This is a genomic window from Streptomyces sp. NBC_01216 (assembly GCF_035994945.1).
Lineage (GTDB): Bacteria > Actinomycetota > Actinomycetes > Streptomycetales > Streptomycetaceae > Streptomyces.
On record NZ_CP108678.1, the window covers coordinates 254,843 to 279,055 of the forward strand.

At 70.9% G+C, this 24,213-nt stretch carries 19 protein-coding genes and 1 tRNA gene; 9 read left to right on the top strand and 11 right to left on the bottom strand.

The genetic code is table 11. The annotated features are described in order from the left end of the window. Nucleotides 1–3 precede the first annotated feature (3 nt). The 7 genes from OG393_RS33745 to OG393_RS33775 form a co-directional block, all read right to left on the bottom strand. Entirely contained in the window at nucleotides 4–1,023 is a 1,020-nt protein-coding gene (locus tag OG393_RS33745) for a hypothetical protein (protein WP_327378886.1), read from the bottom strand. After that, a complete protein-coding gene (locus OG393_RS33750) occupies nucleotides 1,020–3,509 on the bottom strand; it encodes a hypothetical protein (protein ID WP_327378887.1) in 2,490 nt (829 codons plus the stop codon). The genes OG393_RS33745 and OG393_RS33750 overlap by 4 nt, the downstream gene beginning before the upstream one ends. A gap of 380 nt (nucleotides 3,510–3,889) precedes the next feature. Next, nucleotides 3,890–4,345: a hypothetical protein gene (locus OG393_RS33755; RefSeq protein ID WP_327378888.1), complete on the bottom strand. Its 456-nt coding sequence runs from the start codon at nucleotides 4,343–4,345 to the stop codon at nucleotides 3,890–3,892. 400 nt (nucleotides 4,346–4,745) lie between these two features. Then, nucleotides 4,746–6,020 (bottom strand): hypothetical protein, encoded by a 1,275-nt coding sequence (locus OG393_RS33760; RefSeq protein WP_327378889.1) that lies wholly within the window; start codon nucleotides 6,018–6,020, stop codon nucleotides 4,746–4,748. 29 nt (nucleotides 6,021–6,049) lie between these two features. Beyond that, nucleotides 6,050–6,895, bottom strand: a complete 846-nt coding sequence (locus OG393_RS33765; protein WP_327378890.1) for a ParA family protein — start codon at nucleotides 6,893–6,895, stop codon at nucleotides 6,050–6,052. Between the two features lie 1,963 nt (nucleotides 6,896–8,858). Next, entirely contained in the window at nucleotides 8,859–8,999 is a 141-nt protein-coding gene (locus OG393_RS33770; RefSeq protein ID WP_327378891.1) for a hypothetical protein, read from the bottom strand. Nucleotides 9,000–9,243: 244 nt separating this feature from the next. Next, on the bottom strand, nucleotides 9,244–9,963 hold the full coding sequence (locus tag OG393_RS33775; RefSeq protein ID WP_327378892.1) for a prepilin peptidase: 720 nt from the start codon (nucleotides 9,961–9,963) through the stop codon (nucleotides 9,244–9,246). 390 nt (nucleotides 9,964–10,353) lie between these two features. Here OG393_RS33775 and OG393_RS33780 point away from each other — a divergent pair, with 390 nt between their 5' ends. Next, the gene (locus tag OG393_RS33780) at nucleotides 10,354–11,868 is read left to right on the top strand and encodes a DUF2637 domain-containing protein (protein WP_327378893.1); all 1,515 of its coding nucleotides are present in this window, start codon (nucleotides 10,354–10,356) and stop codon (nucleotides 11,866–11,868) included. A gap of 185 nt (nucleotides 11,869–12,053) precedes the next feature. Beyond that, nucleotides 12,054–13,004, top strand: coding sequence for a hypothetical protein (locus tag OG393_RS33785; RefSeq protein ID WP_327378894.1), 951 nt, complete (start codon nucleotides 12,054–12,056; stop codon nucleotides 13,002–13,004). A gap of 42 nt (nucleotides 13,005–13,046) precedes the next feature. Here OG393_RS33785 and OG393_RS33790 read toward each other — a convergent pair whose 3' ends face one another. Continuing rightward, nucleotides 13,047–14,255, bottom strand: coding sequence for a hypothetical protein (locus OG393_RS33790; protein ID WP_327378895.1), 1,209 nt, complete (start codon nucleotides 14,253–14,255; stop codon nucleotides 13,047–13,049). Between the two features lie 72 nt (nucleotides 14,256–14,327). Next, nucleotides 14,328–14,483, bottom strand: a complete 156-nt coding sequence (locus tag OG393_RS33795) for a hypothetical protein (RefSeq protein WP_327378896.1) — start codon at nucleotides 14,481–14,483, stop codon at nucleotides 14,328–14,330. Nucleotides 14,484–14,663: 180 nt separating this feature from the next. On the opposite strand from OG393_RS33795, the gene OG393_RS33800 reads away from it, so the two are divergent. The 5 genes from OG393_RS33800 to OG393_RS33820 all read left to right on the top strand — a co-directional run bounded on the left by OG393_RS33800 (nucleotide 14,664) and on the right by OG393_RS33820 (nucleotide 19,118). Beyond that, nucleotides 14,664–14,737, top strand: a tRNA-Met gene (locus tag OG393_RS33800). 133 nt (nucleotides 14,738–14,870) lie between these two features. Further along, the gene (locus tag OG393_RS33805; RefSeq protein WP_327378897.1) at nucleotides 14,871–15,701 is read left to right on the top strand and encodes a hypothetical protein; all 831 of its coding nucleotides are present in this window, start codon (nucleotides 14,871–14,873) and stop codon (nucleotides 15,699–15,701) included. Nucleotides 15,702–15,825: 124 nt separating this feature from the next. Next, nucleotides 15,826–16,005 (top strand): tyrosinase family protein, encoded by a 180-nt coding sequence (locus tag OG393_RS33810; RefSeq protein WP_327378898.1) that lies wholly within the window; start codon nucleotides 15,826–15,828, stop codon nucleotides 16,003–16,005. Nucleotides 16,006–16,241: 236 nt separating this feature from the next. Then, the gene (locus OG393_RS33815; RefSeq protein ID WP_327378899.1) at nucleotides 16,242–18,371 is read left to right on the top strand and encodes a hypothetical protein; all 2,130 of its coding nucleotides are present in this window, start codon (nucleotides 16,242–16,244) and stop codon (nucleotides 18,369–18,371) included. Between the two features lie 303 nt (nucleotides 18,372–18,674). Then, nucleotides 18,675–19,118: a hypothetical protein gene (locus tag OG393_RS33820; protein ID WP_250305373.1), complete on the top strand. Its 444-nt coding sequence runs from the start codon at nucleotides 18,675–18,677 to the stop codon at nucleotides 19,116–19,118. 103 nt (nucleotides 19,119–19,221) lie between these two features. Here the strand turns inward: OG393_RS33820 and OG393_RS33825 are convergent, their stop codons facing one another. After that, nucleotides 19,222–20,745 (bottom strand): serine/threonine-protein kinase, encoded by a 1,524-nt coding sequence (locus OG393_RS33825; protein WP_327378900.1) that lies wholly within the window; start codon nucleotides 20,743–20,745, stop codon nucleotides 19,222–19,224. A gap of 191 nt (nucleotides 20,746–20,936) precedes the next feature. Next, on the bottom strand, nucleotides 20,937–21,635 hold the full coding sequence (locus OG393_RS33830; protein WP_327378901.1) for a hypothetical protein: 699 nt from the start codon (nucleotides 21,633–21,635) through the stop codon (nucleotides 20,937–20,939). Between the two features lie 334 nt (nucleotides 21,636–21,969). Between OG393_RS33830 and OG393_RS33835 the strand changes: the two genes are divergently transcribed. Further along, complete coding sequence (locus OG393_RS33835; protein WP_327378902.1) at nucleotides 21,970–23,001, top strand: hypothetical protein; 1,032 nt, start codon at nucleotides 21,970–21,972, stop codon at nucleotides 22,999–23,001. A 714-nt stretch (nucleotides 23,002–23,715) separates the two neighbouring features. Further along, complete coding sequence (locus OG393_RS33840) at nucleotides 23,716–24,186, top strand: hypothetical protein (RefSeq protein ID WP_327378903.1); 471 nt, start codon at nucleotides 23,716–23,718, stop codon at nucleotides 24,184–24,186. Nucleotides 24,187–24,213: the final 27 nt, after the last annotated feature.

Sequence of the window (24,213 nt, forward strand, 5' to 3'; positions counted from 1 at the left end):
CGCTCACCGCCTCCCGGGCCGGGCCGGGGCCTGCCGGACCAGACCCGGCAGCGGCTCGCCGTCCACCGGCCGGGCCGCGTACTGCACCATCCGCTCCCGCCAGCCTCCCGCCCGCGGCTGGGCCGGGGCCTGGATCTCGGTGCGGACCTGGTCGAGTAGCTGCACCAGCAATGCCTTCGCGCACCGGCGCGCCGCCTCGTCGGCCGCCGCCAGGACCTCAGACTCACCGCGGCGCCGGGCCCGCTCAATCCCGGCCACCCGCTCGGCCTCCGCCCGCGCCTGCGGGCTGTCGAGCAAGACCTCCAGCGCCAACTCGCGTTCACTGGCCACCAGCTGCTCGGCGAGCTCCCGCAGCTGCCAGACCACCGCCGCCTCCGGCAGGCCCTCGGTACGCCACCGCTCCCCCGCCTGCCCGGTCTCGGCCTCCAACCGTGCCCGGCACGAGCCGAGCCGCCCCGCCACGGCGCCCGGGACATCCGCCCGGCCCGCCGCCACAGCTGCGAACCGCGTCGCCGACTCCAGGGCCTGACACGTCGACCGGGTCTCCGAGCAGATCAGGCACAGCCCGCCCGCCTCCGGCGCCCCGCACTCTGCGCACCGCCGGGCCGCCACCTCAGCCTGAGTAGCCATCAGTTCCTCGCGGTGGCGAGCCCACACCTCCTCACGGCGGGCACGCTCCACCGCCGCGCGCTTCCTCCGGACAGCCTCCTCGGCCGCCAGCCGGGCAACCGCCTGGCCCAGCCGACGCTCGACCTCCGCCCGGGACTCCTGCGGCTCCAACGCCAGCAGTTCCTGGGTGACGGCCCGTGCGACCTGGTGCCGCAGGGCACGGCGGTCCTCGATCCGCGCCCACTCCCACCGCACCGGCGCCAGAGCCTCCTCCAGCCCGCGGGGCAGAGTCCCTCGCAGCAGCACCGGCGCACCACCGACACCGGCTTTCCCGTCCTGCCGTTCGACAATTAGGTCGTGGCGCCGTTCCCCGGGGCTGGACGGTGTCCCGGGGGCGCGTGCGGGACGGTTCATGCCCCCACCCCCGCCGGCGCGGCCGCAGAGGTCGCGGGCCGCCGTACGGACACGGCGCGCTCCGGCGGCGCTGGGCGGATGAGAGCACGTACTTGAGCGGCCGCCTGCGCGTACCAATCGGGCTTGGCATCCTCCTCCGGCGCCGACCGGGAGGCCCGCAGCGTATGCAGTCGCTCGTCCAGAAGCGCGTGCGCCGTGTTGAACCGGGCCGTCTGGGCAGCCTCTTCAGCGGCCTCGCGGGCCTCATCCAGGCTGTCGTGGAGGTGGCTGCGCCGCATCTCGGTGGCGAACACCTTCTCGTACTCGGCCTGAGCGGGCGGCTGGCAGGCGAACCGGCTCACCGCCCGGCGCTGCAGCGCGCCCAGCTGGAGTTCCGCGGCCAACCGCGCCGTGAGGGCCACTGACTCGCGGAAGACGTCTCCGCCCGCGGCGAGCAGCTCTTCCACCGCCCTGTCGACCGCTCCACGCATGTCCCGCTCGGTCCTGCGAACGACGTCCAGCTGATCGAGCTCACCGCCCATGCCCCAGGTGGCCACCGCCACGTCGGTGGCCACCGCCACCAGCTCCTCGACACGCCGTTCATCGCGGCACTGCCCGCACATCCCGGCCGTGTTCGGCTTCCCGCACCCCTCGCACGCAAGCGCCTGCCGGGCAGCCTCCTGGGCCGCGCACTGGGCCCGCTGCTCGACCCACACCCGTTCCCGGCCCTGCCGTTCCCGGACGGCCTGCTCGTGGCGGACGGCCGCGGATGCCGCCTCCTTCTGCCAGCACGCGTTCAACTCCGCCTCGAAGACCGATCGGTCAACCCGGCTGCCGGCCAAGTCGGTGGTCGCCTTGGTGAAGGCGCGGGCCCGCAACGCCCGGCCATCCAGAACCAGCATCTGGCAGGCGGCGCAGTCGGCCTGAGTGTCCATCCGCCGCCCGTCGTCACACCGGCGATCCGGGCACAGCGCCCGGCGCGGCAGAGCACGGCCGACCAGCCAGCCCACCGGATCGGTGACGGGCGCCGTGCCCTGCTCGGTCAACCGACGCTTGAGCCGCTCCCGCAGGATCCGCTCGGCGTCCACCTCCGGCCCACAGGCTCCCGAGATCTCGCCGAACTGGGCCCGCACCACCTTCGTGACGTACCGCCGCGTGGTCAGCCGGTCCAGCCGGCCCCACACCATGGCCACCGGCTCCAGCACGCGTTCCAGCCCCTTGGGCACCTGAGCCCACACCGGCGGCGGCCCTCCGGACGCAGCCCGCCACGCCTGAAGAGTCGATGCGGCAGCCGACTCCCGCTCTGCTCCCTGCGTCGGCAACAGATCGGGGTTCTCCCCGCGAAGCGGGCTGTCCTCGCCATCGACCACCGTCACGTCACCGTGGTCATCAGCGTCCGAACCGGGGAAGTTCCCGCCCTCGCACGCGCGTACCGGCTGACGGCGGTACTCCGATGCGGCTTCGCCGGAAAACCCGAGACCTCCAGCACCCTCACCACATACATCAGCCACAACAGCGTGGTCGGCGTGAGGGTCTGCAGCAGCACAACTCGCCTCGAACGACTCAAAGACGGTCTGACCTGCAAAAAGATCGCTCTCAGAGCCGTCGAGATCCCTGGGTGCAGTTCCAGAATCCTCCTCGGTCCCCTCCAGGTCATCCCAGGACAGCTGCCGCCACCCATCTCCCTCCACCAGCTCGTCATCGATGCCGTCGAGCGCAGCACACCGAGCGCAACCCATCGAGGTACCGGCAGGCTCAGGATCCGTGGAGGCGGAATTCTCGAGGTCGGCGCTGCCCTGGTCCGCGGCCGCGGACCGATGCGCGGCCGCGACAGCCGGCACCTCGAGTCGACCCGAAGCGCTCTTCACCGCCCCTGCTGCCATAAGTCGGCCCAGCACCGTCGCGGCGACCGGGACACGGCACCCCAGCATCCGTGCCAGTGTCACCGCGGCCCGGCCGTGCCGAGCCACCGTTCTGGCCAACGGGCCACCAACCATCGGTACCCGCCCGTCCGGGCGCGCATGCAAGGCCAGCAGAACCAGGGCCAGCCGGTCTGACGCGGCACCCCTCCCCCGCCGCGCCGCCAGCAGACCCGGAGGCGTGGCGCACTGCTCCCCCCACCCTGGAGCGAACAACGCCTCCAGGAAGCGCAGAAGCGTCGCCAACTCGGGCTTCGACAACGCCAAGGGTGCGCCGACGTCGTGGCGGGCCTTCCACAGGGCCTCCACCCGGTACTCGACGCCGGTCGGCAGACCGTCGTCGCCCCGCAGCACACGCGCGGCGACAGCATCAACCTCACGGAGAACGCTGAGCACTTCGTGGTCGACCGTCGACTCCGAAACCCCGAGCCAACGGCCCAGCTCCCGAGCCGTGGTCTCAACACGGCACCTGCCGTGGCTGGCCTTCGCCATCAGTACGACGTTGCCGAGACGCACGACATCCTTGCGGCCGCCGAGCCTGGGATCGGCAAGCAGAGCCCGGAGAGCCGTCAACAGCCGGAACCGCATGCCGCGGCCCAGGCGCAGGGCCGGACCCGGTTGGGTGGCCAGCTGGGCAGTTCCGGACCAAGATCCGGTAATCGGAGGTTCTGCTGCTGGGTATTGAGGCGTTTGGGATGGGCTTCGGCCTGCTTCAGGCATGACTGAGCCGACCCTCGTGCGGGTAGCTATGATCTGCTCCAGTCGAGGAGGTACAAGGGAAACCCTCATCGCCATCCGGCACTGCCTGCGGGGGCTGAGAGGCCGGATGTGCAACGGGTATTCAGCTAGGGATGGGGAGCGACGCTCACCTCCTCGACATGACTGGCCCGGGATTGCGGAGTCCCGGGCCAGTCATTTGCATGAAACGGGTTGATCTCGACCGAGCTACCCGAGATGTGACGGCGATGTCACGGTTGCGCCGTTTCTGAGACCTCGCTTGCGCGGAGGCGTTGGGTCGGCAGCTCGTTGAACCACCGGCCCAACGGTGCGTAGTAGAAGGGCTGTTCTGCCAACTTGAAGAACGCCAGGGCCTTGGGCCCTGGACCGGAGACGAGTTCGCACCCTGTCTGGTGAACGAAGAGGCCAGTGTCGTCGTGCATGTCGTCGGGAAGCGCTGCTCGAGCGGTCTCGATCGTTATGGCTTCCCAAACCCGAAGTCCCTGGTCCTTGTTCGCCGGCCGACGCTCCTCGGGCCATACAAGGCGTTTCAAGGCCCCGTACAGGCGGACAAGGACAATGTCCGTTTCCACGGTGTGCTGGGCGTCGATCACCCCTTCCTCCGCGGCATCTCGGGCCACCTTGGGCAGGACGTGCGCTTCCTGGGCCAGGGCGCGGAGTGACCAACCGCTGGGCGCCGTGCTCATGAACAGTCCTCGCTTTCAATCAAGAGCATCCTACTCACCGATCAGGCATGGAGTGGTAATGACAGAACCACTGCGTGTCGGATCTTCGGATTGGCGCTTGCGGGGCTCGCGCATGAAAACGGGCTAGACCTGCACAGATTGGGTGGTTGTACTTCGAGTGCGTGAGCGTGTCAGCGGCACGCCGGTCCTTCGGTGAGCGTGACAGTCTCATGGTGGGTGGTGCTGGGGAGGCGTGCGATATGCAGCAGAGACGGTCGCCAGGGCGCTAGGCCGCATGCATTGGTGCGTGTGTGATTGACCGAGGTATTGCGTGCGTGGAAGTGTGTGAATGAGTGAACGGATAGCAGAAGCAGGGGGTGGCCCGTCCCTGCGGGACGAGCCACCCCCTGCTCAATGGCGTCTAACGAGGGGGAGGGAAGGGCCCTTCCCTATCGGCATCATCGAGGAATCGATCCACCGCAGCCGAGACGACGTCGAGGATGAGGCCTCCGCTTCCGGCTCCGCGCTGCCCGCGCAGATGACGCTTGAGTCCCTTGAGGAACGTGTACATCTCCGGCGACACACCAGCTTGGATGCTCACCCCGGGCGGGTGCTCGCCGGACCACCTCTCGATGAGCCACTCGTTGGCCATGGCCGCGAGCTCCTCAGGGGTCTTGTCCTGCACCAGCTTCAGCGCGGCGTCGAGGTAGTGCCCAGGCATGAGGTTTCGCCCGGAAGAGAGTGCGTCATCATCGGCCTTGTTGAGGAGCCGTGCCTTGGTCTCCCCCTCGATGCGACCAGACCAAGTGGGCCAGTCGCGTGCTGTCCTGTGCCTTATGAACGAAGCGAGTACAGCGGCCTGCATTGGAGGCTTGGCGTCGGCAGCCTTTTTGCGACTGCGGGGCCTGACGGCCGGCTCAGCCGAGGCTGCGGTGAATCCGGGACCATCATTCCGGCGGCGACCCCCAACCGACGGCACCAGTACAGCTTGCGCTCCGGTAGGCACTGCGGACTCCTGCGCAGGTTCGTGCGCAGGGCGTTCCTCGCGGGCCTCGGCTTCGGGCTCGGCTTCGGGCTCGGCCTTGGGCTCGCGCTCGGGTTCGGCTTCGGGTTCGGGCTCGGCTTCGGGTTCGGGCTCGGCCTCGGGTTCGGGTTCGGCTTCGGGCTCGCGCTCGGGTTCGGGCTCGGCCTCGGGTTCGGCTTCGGGCTCGGCCTCGGGTTCGGCCTCGGGCTCGGCCTCGGGTTCGGCCTCGGGCTCGGCCTCGGGCTCGGGCTCGGCTTCGGGCTCGCGCTCGGGTTCGGCTTCGGGCTCGCGCTCGGGTTCGGCTTCGGGCTCGCGCTCGGGTTCGGCTTCGGGCTCGCGCTCGGGTTCGGCCTGGAGTACGGCTTCATTCTCACGGGTCACGGCCGGCGAGGGCACGACGGGCGAGGCGTCAGGTGCGACCGATGCCAGCGCGGGCGATGCGGGACCGCCAGCGGCGTCGTCGCCACCACTCAGCCCGGGCGAGTCGTCGTCGAGCGAGAGGCTGGGAGGCACTACGACCGCCGTTGCTGCCCCTCGTCGCTCCGACTCAGCAGCGTCGTCTCCGAGGAAGCCACCCTCAGTGGCGTCGTTGCCCACGTGCTCGATGGCGCTGAAGTCGAAGGAGCGTGACTTGCCTCGCCCCTTCCGCCGCGGCTTTGGCGACTCCTCCACGCCCCGCGTTGATTCCTCCGGTGATGCCGTCATGACAGACCCCGGATCCTGTCGATGATCTCGACCGTGAGGTCTTCAAACCAGCCGCTTGCAGCGTAGCTGGGCTCATCGATGACGATAGGGCGACTGATGCCGTACGAAGCGGAGATCTGCGGGCTCGTCCTGATCTCCTTCTTGAAGGGTGCCAGTTCGTGCTTTTGGAGGAAGGCCTCGACGGCGTCTGCTTCCTCGGTGCGCTTCGACGGAGGCTGGGCCTCGTTGATCACCGTTCCCAGGAAGACAGGGCGGCAGGCGCCGCCGGTGCGCTCCGGGACCTTCACCACGTTGTTTCGAACTACGCGAGCTCCGTCCGCGGTTGCGAGCCGCGGGTTGCAGACGGCGATCACGTAGTCGCCGGCAGCGAGGGCCACGGAGGCCAAGGCGTCGGCGGAGGGCGGGGTATCGACGATGATGAAGTCGAAGTCATCCTGCAGAGTGAGGAGGAGATGGCGAAGGCTTGACACCGCCTCCCAGCCGCGCTTCGCGATCTCGGTGCGAGCGCGGTCGGTCACGTTCATTACCGAGCCGATCACGCTGAGCCTGCCGGGGTTCTCGAACTCCTTGAGTAGGACGCTCCTGTCGACCATGCGGCTTCCCAGGGACGTCATGCTTGCAAGATCGTCTGCGTCGACCGCGTCGATGTAGTCGAGCAGGGCGCTCCCGATGTCCTGTGGCTTGCGCGCGAACGCGCCCAAGGAAACACCGAGCTGACCCTGCAGCTCAAGGTCGACCATGCCGACGCGGGCTCCCCCGCTGGCAAGACTCGAACCGATGTTGGCGGACGTCGTGGTTTTACCCACGCCGCCCTTCTGGCTGGCGAGGACGATGACCTTCATGGGTGCCTTCCTCCCGTCCCCCAGATGCCTCGCCCTAGCTGTTCGCTTCCTGCCGACGTCGATGGGGGTGGGACTGACAGATTCACGCTGACGGCCCAAAGGTTAACAGCAGTAGTGGTGCGCTCCGTGTGGAACCTGGGGTTTTTCAGCGTGTCGGGTGTCGCTGTCCGGGGACCAGCCGGGCCTGTCAGACCCGTCCCCACCGGCAATGCAGCCCCGATAGTCGGGTTTGCGACTTTGGTCGCGCTCCGCGCTCCCGAGCCGTTGGAGTAAAGCGACGGTGTGCTGCGAGGCGTGCGCCCAAGCGTGAGGTGGTGAGGCTTTCCGCTTGAGTTCTCGCGCTCAGGGATGGTTGGCCGCCCAGTGGTGACGGTGGGTGGAAGCTCGCGCTGAGTGGTGACCTGTCTTCTGTGAGGGCGTGCATTTGTGCTACGGGGTTAAGACGAGCAGGCAGTTGCGGCCGGCAGGGCGCATGCCTGGTGAGGCGTGTTGGGTGAGGTCCACCTGCACGAGACGCTGGAAGCCACTGAGCCCTTGCGCGGTTGTGTTCTTGGGTGAGGACCGGAGTGCCAGAGCAGGCCAGTATTGCCCAGCGCGGCAACGCCCGTGAGTAGGCAGCGGCGTGGTCGTAGAAGTGGTGTGCTGCATGGGGCCGTCTGAGTTAGCTAACGGATGTTCGGCTGTCGGCACTAATGGCCGCAGATAGGTAAGGGGCGGGGGGCGTATGGCATTTTGCGCGTTCGATGCGGTGCCAGCGGGTTAGCGCGAAGCGAAGCCAGGGGGTCTATGGGGGCGACAGTAAGTTCGCGGGTGGCAGTGAAAGTAAAGCCGTCTGAAAGTGCAATCGTCTCTACGGAGGCGCGTGCCTACGTAGAGGCCGACGAAGAGAAGTACGCATCGAAGTAAGTGGCGGTCGTCGTGTGTAGCACCGCACTAAGCGCTGCACGTGTAAACAGAGGAAGAGAAGGAGGCCAGCGACAGGTGAAGGCGGCAAGAGTGAGCGTGCGCCGAGAGGTAGGTATAGGAGCGTCAGTGGAACTGTTTCAGTGGGCGATATCGAGTGAGACGGAGTGCGCGTCGCGTGTCATAGGTGCGCGCTCACGGAAGACGGGCGGCGAGAGCGAGTGAGACGCAAGAAGCGTGGGCGCATCGGGGTGGAGAAGATCGCCAGAGGGTATGCGGGTGTGCGTGCGTGAAAGTGTGTGAATTAGTGAAACTCGGCATGGTGATGCCAGTTGGCGGGCGTGGGGTGGGGCATGGTTTGCGAGGGGTGGCGAGCGGAGCCTGCCTGGCCGGGTGTCGCGGAGCAAAAGTTTGAGCGGGTCCATGCGTTCGTGCGCATGAGTGCGTGCATGAAAGTGTGTGAATTAGTGAAACTGCGCAAGAGGGCGGTCGGCAGGGCTGGGGTTCGGCTCGTTGAAAGTGGCGGATGGAGCCTGTCCAGCCGGGCGTTGAGGGGCAAAGGTGCAGGTGGAAGCAGGCGTGCGCGTGCCGGGGTGCGTGCGTGAAAGTGTGTGAACTTGTGAGCCTTGCGGATCTGTCGCCTCAGTCGTGGACGCCTTGTGTGGCGCGCTGACGCTCTGGTTGTCCCCGCTGGGAGTGGTCTCGGTGAAGTGACCCCAGAGGCGGCCGACGCCTGCGCGGATGTCCAGGGTCCCGGGCTTGAAGCGACCGGCGGGCTGGGAGTGCAGGGCTTTGCACGGCCAGGAGGACGTCGAGTCCGGGTACCTCCTGACGGTCGGAGTCGGTGGCTTGGTTTCAGGCGGCACCTGTGCGGAAGAGGGTCGCGTAGTCGGCGTCGGGGGGAAGGCGGCGTAGGCGTGTCCGGAGTTCACGTCGTGGCTCCGTAGGTCCAGGCGCGTGGGCATTCGTGCTCCCCGTGGTTGTTCACTTCGACGAGGAGCAGGCCGGGGCCGTTGTTCTGGTCTTCGATGTGGACGTACGGGACGTCGGCGTGGGCCCCCTATTGGGCGCGGCGGCGGATGAGGACGCTGATGCCGTGGGCCTGGATCTCGTAGACGTCGCTGGAGGCGTTGTCCTCGGGGGAGGCGTTGACCACGGTGATCGAGGCATCGCGGATGCGGTGGAGTTCGGGGTCGGCCATGGGGGCTTCCCGTGTGGTCGGTGCGGGGCCCGGGTGCTAGGTGGCCGGGTTGAGGGCCAGGAGAGCATCGGTGATGGCCGATGACAGGCGGGAGGGGACGAGGCTGGCGGTTTGCAGCAGCGCGAGTTTGGTGTCGTCGCACGCCTATTATTGTTCGGCTTCGGCAAGGAGGGCTTCGTAGAGGTTGCTGGCTGCGTCGTAGGAGTTCATGGGGCCCCGGGCTTGGCGGCAGCGTGCGTTCGGGTCAGGCGCCCATGACGAAGACGGCAAGTGCTCCGATGATCATGTACGGGCCGAAGGCCACGTGACTCTTCATGGACGCCTGTCCGGTCAGGATCAGTGCGAGGCCGGCGACTGCCCCCAGGGCGAACCCCGCGAAGGCGCCCCAGAGCACGGCGGTCCAGCTGGACCAGCCGAGGAGCGCGCCTACGGCAGGTGCGAGTTTGACGTCGCCCATGCCCATGCCGGCGGCGACGAGGACGAGGTAGACGGCGGTGACCACCGCCGCTGCGGCGAGGGCGCGCCAGAAGCTGCCGGGCTCGCCGGCCAGTGCGGCACCGCCGAGCAGCAGGAGGGTGCCGGCGGACGCGGGCAGGGTGAGGATGTCGGGGAGGCGGTGGACCTTGAGGTCGATGATCGTCAGGGCGGCTCCGCAGGCGAGGAGCCAGTACTGCGCGGCGCCGACCCAGCCGCTCGCTCCGGCCGCGGCGACGGCCGCGAAGGACGCCCCGGTGAGCAGTTCGGGCAGGCCGGCGGCCGGGCCGGTTTTCGAGCCGCAGGAGGGACAGCGTCCCGTGGCTGCCTGAAGTCGGCCGCGGAGTCCGGGGGAGGGGTAGCTGGCGGCGCAGGAGGGGCACGCCGTTCGGTTCGGCTCGCCTCTGGGGACGGCGCGGGCGAAGATCAGCGGCCGGGCCGCGGCGCCTGCTGCGAGGCCGGCGAGGAGCGCGACGACGACGGTGGCCATGGGCGGCATCGAGGCTCTCCAGGCGATCGGGGATGGTGAATCCAGCCACTGGTAGGCAGGTCTACTGAAGCGTAACGAAGGCATCGAGCGGGCCTGCCGGCGGGCAAGATCGTGATCTTCAGTACAAATCGGCAGGTGAAACGGGGTAACGTGAGAAGAAGGGGGTGGTTCGTAGACCTCATCCCTCGTACCGTTCAAAGCCACCGGGGGTGGCCTGAATGAGAGGGAGGTCGATCCGTGTCACACCCGAGGCGTTGATCGCACCTCTATGTGCGATGCGCGCCTGCGCACGGACTCGACGAGAGGGAAGTACGACCGATGACCGCTGGGTCGAGCAGCACTGTCCTTGAGCCGTCCATACCCCTGGCTTCTACCCCGGGGCGCGCCCGGGTGAAGTGGACGAGGGGCCGCAAGGTGCTGTTCGGCGCCATCGGGGCGGGGTCGATCGCGATCGCGACGGCCGGCTTTGTCGGCTCTTACACGGCGGTGCGGGCTCTGGCCGAGGAGAAAGGTTTCGGCTCGTTCGCCCCGGCGTTCCCTCTCGCCGTCGACTTGGGGATCGCGGTCCTGCTTGCTTTGGACCTGGCGCTCACTTCGGTCAACCTCAAGTACCCCCTGCTGCGGTACATAGCCTGGCTGCTCACCGCCGCGACCATCACCTTCAACGCGGCGTCCTCCTGGCCTGATGTCCTCGGCTCCGCGATGCACGCCACGATCCCGGTCCTGTTCATCGCCGTCACCGAAGCGATGCGCAACGCGATCGCGAAGGCGACGTCCATCGAGCTCGACCAGCACATGGACTCCATACGGCCGTCCCGCTGGTTCCTGCAGCCGGTGGCGACGTTCTCCATCTGGCGGGACATGAAGCTCTGGGAGATCCGGTCGTACGCCCTCGCCCTGGAGCGCTACCAGGAGAAGATGCTGCTGCGGCAGGACTTGAAGGCCAAGTACGGGCGGCGCTGGCGGCGGAAGGCGGCCTCTGCCGAGCTGCGGCCGCTGCGTCAGGCCCGACTTGGCATCGCGATCGACCGGAACACTGTCTACACCACGGCGCCGGTTGAGCGGCAGGTTGACGAGGTGCCCGCCCCGGCGGCGGTTGCAGCGGCACCGTCAGCCCCGGCCGCGCCCGCTCTGGAGGCGCCCGCCGCAATTCCGGTGAACGCGCCCGCTGCCGTCCCGTCGGCGCCCGCCACAGCGACACCGCCCGCCACAGCGACACCGCCGGCTGCAGTCACGCTGCCCGCCCAGGCACCGGTCTCCCCGCAGGGGGCCGAGGGGCAGGCGTCTGCGGGAGTGCCCGAGGAACCCGGTGCCGGCCAGGAGCAGGTGCCGGATCCCGCGCCGGAAGGCGGACCGGGTCAGGGGGAGGATCCGTCCGCCGCGGAGCCGGAGGGCATCCCGGCCCCGGCCCCGGCCCCGGCTCCCGCCCCGGCCTCGGCTCCCGCTCCCGCTCCCGCTCCCGCTCCCGCTCCCGCTCCCGCTCCCGCTCCCGCCCCGGCCCCGGCCCCGGCCCCGGCCCCGGAGCCGGAGCCGGAGCCGGAGCCGGGCGAGGTGAAGGAAGAGGACGGTGGCGAGGAGGACGACGAAGAGGACCACGAGGCGGCCGGTATCGGAGCGGAGGAGCCGAAGGTCAACCTGGGCGTCGCCCCGCCCGGTGAGACGAAGAGCCAGAAGGCCGAGCGGATCTACCTGGCACATCAGGAGGCGGGAGTGGAGCTGACCAAGCCCAACCTGGCCCGGTGGGCCGGCTACCAGCAGGAGGGCTCGGGCCGCACCCAGTACAACAAGCTGGAGAAGAAGCACGGGCCCATCGTGGTCCGCGAGGGAGCGGACCAACTGGACCTGGACTGGCGGGACCCGGGGGCGCCCGGTGAGGGCCTGCGTCCGGCCGCGCCGGTGAGCTGACCCCCACCGGGGATCGGGTGCTCGAGCCCGGCCTCTCTCCGGGGCCGGGCAGGGAACCGCGCGTCCGGTGCGGACCGGGGCTGAATGCTCCGGTGCTTTCCCTCCCGCCCGGAGCGGCGGCCAGGCGCCGGGAGCCCGGTGCCCACGGGGCAACGGTGAGCTGGACGCTGCGGTTCACTGGAGGCATGCCGGATTACAGCGCTAGCCCCGTAAAGCGGGCCCGCCGGACGAAAGCCCAGGTCGAGGCTCTGCGGCTGGCGATCTGCGCGATCACGGAAGAGGCGCGGCCGTGCAGCGTCCGGCATGTGTACTACCTCGGGGTGGGACTCCTGTGGGACAAGGACGTCGGCCACTCCCGCAAGAACTACTCGCTGGTCGTCCGCGAGCTGGGCCACCTTCGCGAGACCGGCCGGATGCCCTGGGAGTGGATCACGGACGGTACCCGCATGGTCCGGCAGGAGACTCTGTACGACACGCTCGACGACGCCTTTCAGCGCCAGGTGGAGAGCTACCGGCGCAACCTGTGGGCCTCGCAGTCCCGCCGCGTGGAGGTGTGGGTCGAGAGCGATTCCGTCGGCGGCGTGCTCCTGCCGATCACCTCCGCCTGGGGCGTGGGCCTGTACTCCTGTCGCGGCCAGTCCTCCAAGACCTTCGTCTACGAGGCGGTGCAGCAGTACGCGCATCAGGGCAAGGGTGTGAGTGTGATTTTCTGCGGCGACTGGGACCCCACGGGGCGCTGTGTCCCTCGTTCCGTGGTCGAGCGGATGGAACGCTACGGCAACGGCGACCTCGACCTGGACTTCCGGCAGATCGCCATCACCGCGGACGACGTCCGCTCCGGCCAGCTCACCACCCACGACGTCAACCCCCGGGACGTCAACTACGCCCGCTACCGCGAGGAGTGCCTGCGCGAGGGCCTGGACCCGAACAGCTCGGTTGAAGTCGAGGCCCTGCGCCCCGGGGTGCTGCGGGAGCGGCTCTCGCAGGAGATCGAGGGCCTGGTGGACGACGTGCGGCAGTGGAATATCGAGTTCAGGGCCGAAGACGCGGACCGGGAGCTGCTGCGGGCGCTGCAAGGGGTGGCGAGGAGGATCGGCCGGGGGGAGCCGGCCGTCGAAGAGGATCGAGACGAGTAGCCCCGGTGGTGCGGCGCTCGTGCGGCTGTGTGAGCTGACGGATCAGTTCATCAGGGCGGTGGCGTCGTTCAGGCGCCTGCGCAGTGCCGCCGCGGTGTGCGTCAGCTTGTCCAGCTCGGTCTGGAGCTCGGCGAGGGTCTGCTGCTCGGCGTGGCGGCGGTCCGCGGCCCGGGCGTGCGCGGCGGCAAGGCGCAAGAGGGTGATGTCGGGCCGCTGGGTGTAGTGGGCGGCCAGGGCGCGGACCACGGCCCACCAGCGGCGGTAGGTGGCCGCCGGGACGGGCCGGGTGGCGGCGTCGGCCCGGGAAGGGCGGGGGAGCGTCGCTGGGGAGGAGGGGGTGATGGGCGTCGTGCTGTCGTGGTTCCAGCCCCCGCGCAGCCGGATGCCGTTGACGACCGGTTCGTCGCCGCCGGTGCCGTACTGCACGCTGATGCCGGTGGGGACGGGGTCGTCGCTGTGCAGGTACGGACCGATGACGACGCCGGCGGACAGCCGGGGTCCGTCGACCCGGTAGGTGACGGTGCCGGGCGGTTCGTTGACCGCACTCTCGCGCACCAGCGCCGTGCCGAGTGCCTGGCCGTGTTCGTCGGTGTAGACGAGCCGCGTGACGCCGGCCGGCGCGTTGGGCGGCGGTGGGGGAGCGGCGGCGAGCTCCTTCAGGCGCAGCAGGCGGTCCTGGTGCAGGCGCAGGCGTTCTCGGACGGTGTGGAGGTCGGCTTCTGCCGTGGCCAGGGCGGTGCGGGTGGCGCGGACGGCGGTGGGGGCTGCGAGGCGCGCGACGGCCTGCACCAGGTCGTTCCGGTCGTCACGGATCCGCCAGTGCTGGAGGACTGCCAGGACGGTGTCCTCCAGGAGGGCCGCCGCGCGGTCGGGAACCCGCCTGGTCGCGTGGTTCTCGCCGAGGACGACGGCTTCCACGAGGACGGCGCGGGGGTCGGGGAGGCGGTCGGGGGCGGTGCAGGTCGCGGTTCCGTGCACGCGCACGCGGTGGACGACCGGCTCGTCCGGGCGCGGCCGGTAGGGGCGTACCGGTGCTTCGCCGTCGCCGAAGTTGACCCGCACGCCCGCGGGAAGGAGCTCGCCGGCGACGGCGTGCGGGCGGACCACGAACACTCCGCGAAGGTGACGGGTGTGGACGGCGTAGCGCACGGTGCCGGCCTGCGGGGAGGTGGTGGCCGCGACGGACAGGACGCCGCCTCGGGGGAGGGGGAGCGTGAGCTCTTCGGGCTCGGCGCGGTTAGGGGGAAGCACAGGTGTTCTCCGGGACGGGGTGGTCGGGGGCCGTGGCCGCCGGAGGCATGGCCACGGAGTGGAGGGTGAGGCTCAGGGGCCGGGGCGGCGTTCGGCGTCGGCGAGGTCCTGGGCGGCTTCGCGCAGCCACTCGCGCTTCTCGCGGGCGCGTTCGGTCCCGTGGTGCAGTTCCTTGGGGTTGTGCCCGGGACAGCAGTAGTCCCGGCGCTTGCCCCGACGGGTCATCATGACGGCCATGGTCACGCCTCATGGGGATGGGTACGGGCTGGCAGGCCCAATCGACAAGTAGGAAAAACAATACACTGAATCGTAGAGTTAAGAAACTTGCTTTGGGGGAGGGAGGCGGCGCACCGCCGGAAAAGCAGTGCGGAAAGCCGGACGCGATGGCGTAGAGTGAAGGCACACCGACGCGGGGTGGAGCAGCTCGGTAGCTCGCTGGGCTCATAACCCAGAGGTCGCAGGTTCAAATCCTGTCCCCGCTACTCTCCAGTGGCCCCAGCGCGTCCCCCCGCGCCGGGGCCACTGCCGTTTGCCGTCCCGGCGGCCAGACCGCCGCCGGGCGGCAACGGCCACGGCGTCACGAGCCGGAGTTCGCGGGCCTTCACAATGGTGGGTGTGAACGACGGCGTGGACGAGCACCAGAGCAGGGCAACTGCCCTGGCCCCAGGTGCCGAGGCGCTTCTCGTCCACCCCGTCCCGGCCCCCCGCCCCCAGGTCCGGCCACCGGCCGCCGCCGCACCCGCCACTGCCGACACCGGCGGCCCGGCTCGGCCATCCGGCCGCCGCCCGGCGCGCAGCAGGGTCCGCCACGGACAGCCGTCCTGCGCCGACTACGGCTGCACCCGACCCGTCTGCCTGGCCGCCGCACGCAAGGCGCGGCGTGAGCGCCACCTCGAACGAGCGGCCGGCCGCCGCGGCCGCGTGGACGCCGGCCCCGTTGCCCGGCACGCCGCCGCCCTGCGCGAGCGCGGCATGTCCGCGCAGGACATCGCCCGCGCCTCAGGCGTCGCCGTGACCCTGATCCGCCGCCTCCTCAAGCCACCGCCGCTCCACCCTTCTCAGGTCTCCCAGGTCACCGCCGGCGCGGTGCTGGGCGTGCCACTCCCGCCGAAGGAGCACCCAGCTCCGCTGGCCGGCCGCGGCCAGGTCGACGCGGCCCCCGCCGCCGGCCTGCTCGTCGAGCTCGCCGAACGGGGCTGGCCGGCCCGCCGTCTCGGTCGAGGGCTGTGCGTCAACCCCCGGACTGTCGCCTCCATCCGCGACGGCAAGTACACCCGGATCAGCATCTCCGTCGATCAACGCATCCGCGCCCTGCACGCCGCGCTCCTGCCCCTCGACCCCGTCGCCGCCGGAGTGCGCCCCGGCGACGCCGCCCGAGTCCGCACCTGGGCGGAACGCCGCCGAAAGGCGCCGCCCGCGCCGAGCCCAGGTCTGTGCGCGGCGTGACCGGCCCCACACCACCGCGACCGGCAGTGTCCTGTGACGGGGAGGTGGACCATTTGCCACCGAACTTGGACCGCCCAACCCTCAGACGTAGTTACCGAACGTCCTGGGCAGCGTTGATCACATCATGAAGAAGCTGATCACAGTCGCGGCGTTCGCCGTCGTCTCTCTCATGGGCACCGTCGCTCCCGCTCAGGCAGCGGATGGCCCTCCAGGAGGACCCTTCCGGGAGCAGGGTTCCATCAGTCCGAACGACCCGCTGTTTTTCCTTCACCACGCCTTCACCGGCCTCCTCTGGAGCGAGTAGTGGCAGCACCGCAATCCGGGCGTCTCGTAGATGGGTCGACAGACTTGATGGAGGACCCAGACGCGGCGTAACTCCCTCCAAGTTCGGTGACAAACGGTCCAGGTTCCCTGTCACAGGACAGGCAGGCCGCAGCGCGCCGATCGGCGTCCTTTAACGAGACGTCCCCGGCCGTCACACGAGGACGCCGCTCGACACCTCTATCGGATAGCACCCAGCCATCCGATGTGGAGGACCCGTTGTCCCTCAGCGAAATCGCACAGCTCGCCCGCCGCGACATCAACGCCCTGTACGAGCCCGACCCGGACCGCCCGGCCCCCGGCCCGGACGCGCTGCGCTCCTGGGCCACCGGGGAGAGCGAGCACGACGCCCACCTCGAACTCGACACGATCACCGGGCCCGAGCTGATCCCCGTTCCCACCCGGGCCCAGATGGAAGGCGAGGCCCAGGTCTTCGCCGCTCTCCTCGGCGCCTACGGCCGTCACCGCCCGGCCGTCACCGGCGGCCCGTTCGGCATCGTCGGCGTCATACCGCGCCCCGGCGAGCTCGTGATCCGCGTCGACGCCGAGCAGCTTCACTACTGGGCACGCGCCCTCGCCCACGCTCCCGCACCGGGCGGGCGCGGCGTTCCTCTCCTGCGCTGGGCCAGCAGCGGCGAGGACATCCTGCTCACCCTGCCCGGCATGCGCATCGTCCTCGCCCACACCGGCCCGGACACCTGGCGTACCGCCCTGAGTACGCTCACCGCCCCGGGCGAAGACCACCACGCTCAGGCTCGGCTGCCCGAAGCCGGGACGCCGGCCCTTCCCGCCGAGCACGAGCACCGCGACCACACCCTCGCCCACCTCGATGCCCTCGTACCGCAACTGTCGGCCACCCTGCGCCGCGTCGGCCTGCTGCGCACCGTGGCGGCACGCTGCGCCACCCTCGAACTGCTGGTCACCGAGCACGACGACCACCGCTACCTCGTCGACGCCTCGGGCAACTCCGCCAGCGTGATCCCGCTATGGCAGTCCCTCTCGGCGCCGCTGGAGCTGTGGCCAGGCGCAGCCGAGGACAGCCCGACGCGGCGCGTCGACCCGCGTACAGCGGTGATCCGCGCCGCGCGGACCGGCGGGTCCGTGCTCACCAAGCAGCCCTGGGACACGGACGCCGCGCAGGCCCTGTGCCGACTGGCCGGCCTTCAACCGCACCCGCTGACCCTGCAGGCCGCCGAGGTGGCCCTGACCGCCGCGGAGAAGGTCCTGCCGGATCCCCGCTTCGCGTCGCTCTTCGACGGCGCGGGCTGGAGCGGCAACTGCCGGCGCCACGACGGGGGCGGCACCGCGCACGAGCTTTGCCGCCCCGCCCTGCCGCCCGGCGCCGAGGACTTCCTCGACCGCCAGGACGACGACCTGCGCTCTCTCGGCGAGCTCGTCCGCAGCGACGACCTGGACTGCGTCCGCGGCCCCGACGGCGAGCTGGAGATCGACCCCGCGGTCTGGGGCCTGGAGATCCAGGTCGAGCTGCTGGACTGGGCGCTGGCAGCCTCCACCGCCATCGGCCCGCCGCTCGACGAGACGACCCGGCAGTCCTCGCTGCGCGCACCCGCCGGAGTCCTGGACCTCGAACTCCACGACAGCGACGGAGCCCACAGCTACACGGTCCAGGTGATCTCTGGCGACTTCGCCGAGGAGGAGTACACCGTGGTGTGGGCGAACCAGCCCGCGCCCTCCGCCGGCGCCGCAGCCCTCATGGCCCAGCACGCGGCCATCGAAGCCGGCCCCGCCATGCGACACCGGCGCGACAGCCGCAAGCACCGGCTCCACCTGCCCCAGGAGATCGCCGACACCGCCGCCCCGACCATCGCCGAGCTGCTCCTCGCGTCCGACCCGCACCGCTTCCTGACCTTCTCCGGCATGGTGGAGGGCCTGATCCGCGTCTCGGGACGCCTCTTCACGTCGCCGGGCCCCAGCGCGGGCCACTGGAAGCACTCGGACACACACCCTGAGGACACCCAGGACTACCTCAACTCCATGAGCGCGTACGTCAACGAGTGGTGCGGCATGCCCAGCACGCACGACGGCGAGGCCGCCAACACCGCCTCGGTGGACAGCGCCACCTACCGCCGGCACCTGGCCGCCCAGCGAGCGGCCTTCGACCCGTTCGTCACCTGCTACCTCGCCGCCGCCGAGGAGACCGACGAGGAGCTCGACCTGAACGAACGGCACCGCGCCGGCGTCACGGCACTACGCCAGGCCGACCTGGCTCTCCTCGCGGAGCACTACCCCTGGCCCGTCCCTCCGCGCCTGCTCGAACTGGTCGCCTCCATCCCGCTCGACCTCTACGAGGTCCGCGACTGGTACGAGGCGTTCTGCGAGACCGAGTAGGGGCCTTCCCCATGTAGGGGGACGCCTCGCCGTCATCCGAACAACTCCCGGGGGCGCCGAGAAGGAGGCGCGGCGGGGACCGGCACCTGGTCCCTGCCGCGACCGCCTGCTCGCACCGGCCCTCGCCGTTGAGGAAAGCGTGCTGGAGCCCCAACCGTTCCGGGTCCCCGTTGGCACCCTGGTCAGCGGCACGACGCCCGCACCGGGGGATCAGAGCTCGCCCGTCCAGCCGCTGACGTGGGGCTTGTCACAGCACCCGGCCGCAGTTGGAATCTGGCGGGAGTCGCACGGCATCATCGACGGGTGTTCGCCAAGCTCCGCCGCCGACCCGCCGCGCCAGCCCCTTCCCCCGCTCCGCGCCCTGCGCTGACGGCAGATCCTGAGCTGCCGGCCCGGGCCGAACGTCTTCGCGCGGCGCTCCTTCGGGCAGGAGCCGACCTGGCCGAGCGAAGCGCTCCGGAACCGGCGTGGTTCTCCACCCTGCGTGCGGGCAACACCATCATCCTCAGCGAGCCTCAGCAGCAGGAGCTCACCGACCACCTGGTAGGCCTTGAAGCGGCCAACGCGCTTGATGACGCCGCCTGCGCCGAGGTCCTCGAGATGCTCGTCGTGCTCGGTGAGATGCGGGCCGAGGGCATGGTCCCCCATTGTTCCCCGACTTCGATGATCAAGGACTCCACCGCCGCCGGCCTGCGACAACTGGCTGCCTTCGCGCGCGAAGCCAACGAGGAGATCCAGCGCCGGTAGCACCTTCCGACGCCTGGGGGCGGGGTCGGCACCGGGGCGGTGAGACAGCAACCGCCGCGCTGAGAAGGCCAGCCCGTTCGTCGCTGCAGCTGGCTGTGCGCGCTCACAGGTGCCGCGGGCGCGGGCGAGGTGAGGGCATCAGAGCTCCGACGGCCAGACTGCTCACCACCCAGGCACCGGCCCCGGCCGCGAGGGCGCCCGCGACCGGCCCGTGGATCGCGGAGGCGGTCAGCGCGTAGCCGACGGCGCCGCTGAGCAGCCCGGCGGTGGAGGCGAGTTCGGCCTCCGGTCCGCCTCGGCGCAGCAGCTGCTCGACCAGGGCCCGGACGCCGGCCGCGCCCGCCACGAGCACCGGCCCGGTCACCGTTGCGACCAGTACCGCCACCCACCAGGTCAGCGTGCTCCACCCCAGCAGCACCACCATCGTGACGGTGGCGATCAGCATCGCGGCGAACACCCCGACGACGCTGCCCTGCCCGCTCTGCTGGCCGTGTACGGCGTCGTGCCGCTCCTCCAGGCGCGAGCCGGCCGCGACGCAGCCGCCGGCCACCAGCCCCAGCACAGCGCTCACCGGGCCGGGGAGAGCCGTGAACATGGCCAGCTGGCCGCCGACCAGGACACCGGTCAGCGCTCCGGCCCGCCACGGCGCCGACCTCCTGGGCCCGGCGGCCGCGCGGTCGGCGGAGCCCGTGGAGACCTTCCTGACGACGGGCTGCCGGGCTTGGGCCGCGCGTACCGTGGGCAGCCGGTCCACGGGCAACACGACGGTCTCGACCGGCACGGTGATCGGGGCGGTGGAGGCGCGCACGACGGTTGCCTGAAGGCGCCGGGCGACCTCCGCCGCGTCCGCGGGCCGCCGCTGCGGGTCTTTCTGCAGCAGCTCCGCCACCAGGTGCTCGAGCTCGGCGGGCACCTCGGGCCGGTGGGAGCGAACCGGGGCCGGGGCCTGGTGCAGGTGCTGGGCCAGTACCTGCCACCCGCCGCCGGGGAACGGCGGCGCGCCGGTCAGCAGCTCGTACAGAAGGCACCCCAGCGAGTACAGGTCGCTGCGGGCGTCGATCACCGCATCGGCGCGGGCCTGCTCCGGGGACATGTACGACGGGGTGCCGATCACCGCTCTGGTCCCGGTGAGAGGATGGCCGACCGCGTCGGTCCGGCGCGCGATCCCGAAGTCGCAGACCTTCACCCGCCCGTCGGCGGTGATCAGGATGTTCGCGGGCTTGATGTCGCGGTGCACCAGGCCGGCGGTGTGGGCGGCCTGCAGGCCTCGGCAGATCTGCTGCCCCCAGGCCACGACGTCGCCGACCGCCGGAAGGCCTTCGGCCAGGAGCCGGCTGAGCGGCTGCCCGTCGACCAGTTCCATCACCAGGTAGACGACCCGGCGCCCGGCCACCAGGGCCTCGCCGACGTCGTGGACGGCCACGACGTGCGGATCGCACAGGGCGGCCGCGGCCCGGGCCTCGCCCTCCAGGCGCCGGAGCAATTCCTCGTCCTCGGGGTGCAGGAGGACCTTGAGCGCCACCGGGCGGCCGAGCCGCTCGTCCACGGCCCGCCAGACCTCGCCCATCCCGCCAGCGCCGAGGAGGTCGACCACCCGGTACCGGCCCGCCACCGTGGTGCCGCGCATGATGCCCTCCTCCCGGCCGGCCCTGCAGGGCGGTCCGCACTGCGCCGGCTCCGTGCCGGCGTCCGGGCGAGCCTACGAAAACAACTCCGCGGCCCCGCCCGGACCAGAAGCGGGGCACCCCCGGGGGAGGCCGTGACGACGGTGCCGGCCGCTCCCGGGCACCGCGCGCCGGGCAGCGGCCGGCACCGTCGTCACGGGCGCTTGGCCAGCAGCGCCGACACCTCGCTGTGATGCTGGATAAAGGCGGCCAGCTCGGAGCCCAGCAGCCCGGCGACCCACGCCAGGTCGCCCATCCGGCGGGTGAGCGGCGCGGCCAGCAGCGGCTCCCAGTGCGCGGCCCGGTTGCGCAGCCCGTGGAGGTCACCGATCTTCCGGTCGACCTGGCCGCGGTTGGTCCCCGGCGGGAAGGCCCGGTGCAGGTGCGGCACCCACAGGGTCTTCTCGTGCGCGGAGGACGACAGGTAGCGCCACAGCCCCAGCGACAGGTCGGCGATGATCTTCCCCGGCGGGGCCTGCATTCCGTACCGGCTACGGGCCGCGTCGATCGCCCGGCGGGGCTTGTCGTTGATGTCGACCTGCCGCGGGCCGCGGGGGCCGCCCCGCTTGGTACGCATCAGCGGGGCCCGCAGCGGGCTGGCCGGATCGTCGAGCCAGTGCCCCGCCCCCGACCAGGTCGCGTCCAGAGCGGCGGCGTAGGCGTTGCGCAGCGCGACCTCCAAGTGGCCGAGGTCGTGCAGGACCGCGCACGACAGCTCGCTGTTCCACCGGTAGAGCTCCAGCGCCCGGGTGCGGTCGCCGCCGGCCTCGTTCAGGTACACCCCGTAGCGGGCCGGGCTCAGCCAGGCCTCCACCCACGGGCCGGCGCCGGGGGCCGGGGAAGCGTGCGTCACGTTGTTCCTCCTTCGGATTCGGGTATAGTCATGGGTGAGAAGCCCCGGTGGACCGCTGATCCTCGTGATCATGTCGCCGGGGCTAAGACGTTTCCGGGCCCGGACCGCCTCTGCCGCACGAGCCGCCGCCAAGGACTCCGGGACCCCTGTGAAGCGGGGCCGCGGGTGCGACGGCGGAGCTCGTACACACCATGAGACCCCTTCGGGACGCCCCTCCCGCTACACTGGCACCACGGATTGATCCTCATGTGTCGACACCATGACTGGATAGATGGATGACGATGAGCACAACATACGGATCAAAACGTGGCGATCAAAAGGTGAGAACTCGTCGGTGAACCGCTCCGCAGCTGCTACCGCCAAGGTCCAGGCCCGCCTCGACGCGCTCACCACGCTGCGCACCAGCGGAGCCCTGGCCGCCGTCACCACCGCCAGCGAAGAGCTGTCCGCCCGCGGCCGTACCCCCGCCGCAGTCCGGCTCCGCCGCACCTACCTCCGGCACGACACCCCTCGCTTCGTCGACCGGGAGCGCAACGGACTGCCCCGCGCCGACCAGCCCCCTGCGGCCCGCCTGATCGCCCCGCGCGGCATCGCCGGCCGCCTCCACCTGGTCCTGCTGTTCGCCGCCCACTGCCAGGCCGCCCCCGGCCACCAGTGGGCCAACCGCATCCCCATCGAGCCCGACAGCACCCAGCCCTACTCCTGGATGTCCCTGATCGGCGCGCACGCCCGCCACACCCCCGGCGGCCGGCGGATCGCCAGCCCCCGCGTCAACAAGGCCCGCCAGATCACCGAGGCCATCAAGAAGCTGCACGAGCACCAGCTGCTCGAACTCCCCAACGCCGGGACCTCCCGGCCCTTCCGCGACTTCCAACTGCTGTGCGACAGCGGCGCCAGCACCACCGCCGCCCCCATCCCGTACAAGGTCCCCCGCCCCGCGCTGCCCGGCGTCAACGTGCCGATCGAGTTCTTCACCCGCGGCTGGGTCAACCTGCTGACCCCCAGCGAGATCGTCGCCTACCTCATGTGGCTCGACATCAACCAGAACCCCGTCCACGACGAGCCGTACGTCACCGGCGCCGAGCGCGCCGGCCACTTCGGACTCGGCCGCGACGCCTACGAGACCCACCGCCAACTCGAGGCCTTCGGACTCATCGACGTCGAAGCAGCCATCGGCCGCTACGACGACGGCAAGTACGCCGACTACGGCACCGACGCCGGCCGCCCGATCTGCCACCGCGCTACCCTCACCCCCGACGGCATCACCCGCGACGCGGCCACCGTGATCGAGCCCGTGCTGCGCGCCTTCGCCGCCCACGGAGCCTGGGCCCGACCTCTGAACCTCCGCACAGCCGGCGGATCCTGACAGGTCCCGGCGCCCCGCGCCCGCAACGGACCGCGCCGGGAGTGACGAAGACCAGCCCTCGCCGAGGGCGACCATCGCGGTCAGCGTGCCGCACCGGACGTAAGGACTCACCGTGCCCCAGCGACCCCACCCTGAGGGTCCGGCAGACCCGATCGACGAGGTCTCGCGGCTCCTGGCCTCGGCCGCCGAGCCGATGAACTCCATGATCCTCCTGGACGGCCCGCCGCTCTCCGGCGTCTCGCGGGCCGCGTACGAGGGCCTGCAGCGCGCCCTCCCGCAGGCCAAATTCGCCCAGTTCACCGCCCTCGATCTCGCCCGAGTCGCCGTACAGCCCAACTTCACCAGCCGGTTCAGCGCAGGCAGCCGCTACGTCCTGTGGCTCGACGGCCTCACCCCGGCCGACCTCGTGCTGTTGGGCAGCGGCGTGCTGGACAAGACCCTCCCGCATGCCGTGGTGCTGGCCAGCGTGGACACCGCCTGGCGCGGCCGTCTCCTTGCGGACACCTCGCCCGCCACCGCCCCCGCGCGGACGGTGCTGCTCGAGTACGCGCACCGCATCAAGGTGCCCTTCACCCTGACCGCCCGCGAGCGCAGCTATCTCCGTGAGAAGGGCTACCCCGTCAGCAAGGGCCTCGCCGAGTCCCTCGTCGGCGGCGAGAACCTGGTCAGGCACTACCACCAGGCTGCCCGCAGCGCCCCGAAGGACATCTCCTCGTGCAGGCGGCCATCGACGTACGGCGCTGCGGTATCCACCGCCCCCTCGGCGAGGACGAGTTGTACCGCCTCTGGTGCGCCCGGGGAAGCCACGAGGACTCCCGGCTCCTGTTCGAGCGCGCGCTCGACTGGGCCGGCGCTGTCCCCGACGGGGCCTCGACAGGCCTGCTCTCTCGCGCCGCCGGTGGTGCGTCGCCCGACTGGCGGGTACTCGCATACGCGGCAGGCGCCGACGAGGGGAACCACGGACACAAGCCCCGTCCGCTCGGCGCCCGGGAGTGGAACGAGGTCTCACAGCAGCTGCCGGAGCCGGGGGACCAGTTCAACCTCGGCATCGCCGCCCACCTGCACGGCCGCAGCGACACGGCGACCACCGTCCTCGCGCAGGCCGCCCGGGCTGCAGGCTCGGGCCACCCGGCCGCAGACGCGGCGGCGACCGCTCTGCACCACCTCCGAGCCGGGACCGAGTGAGCACGCGGCCTGGACGGCCGCGGCTGG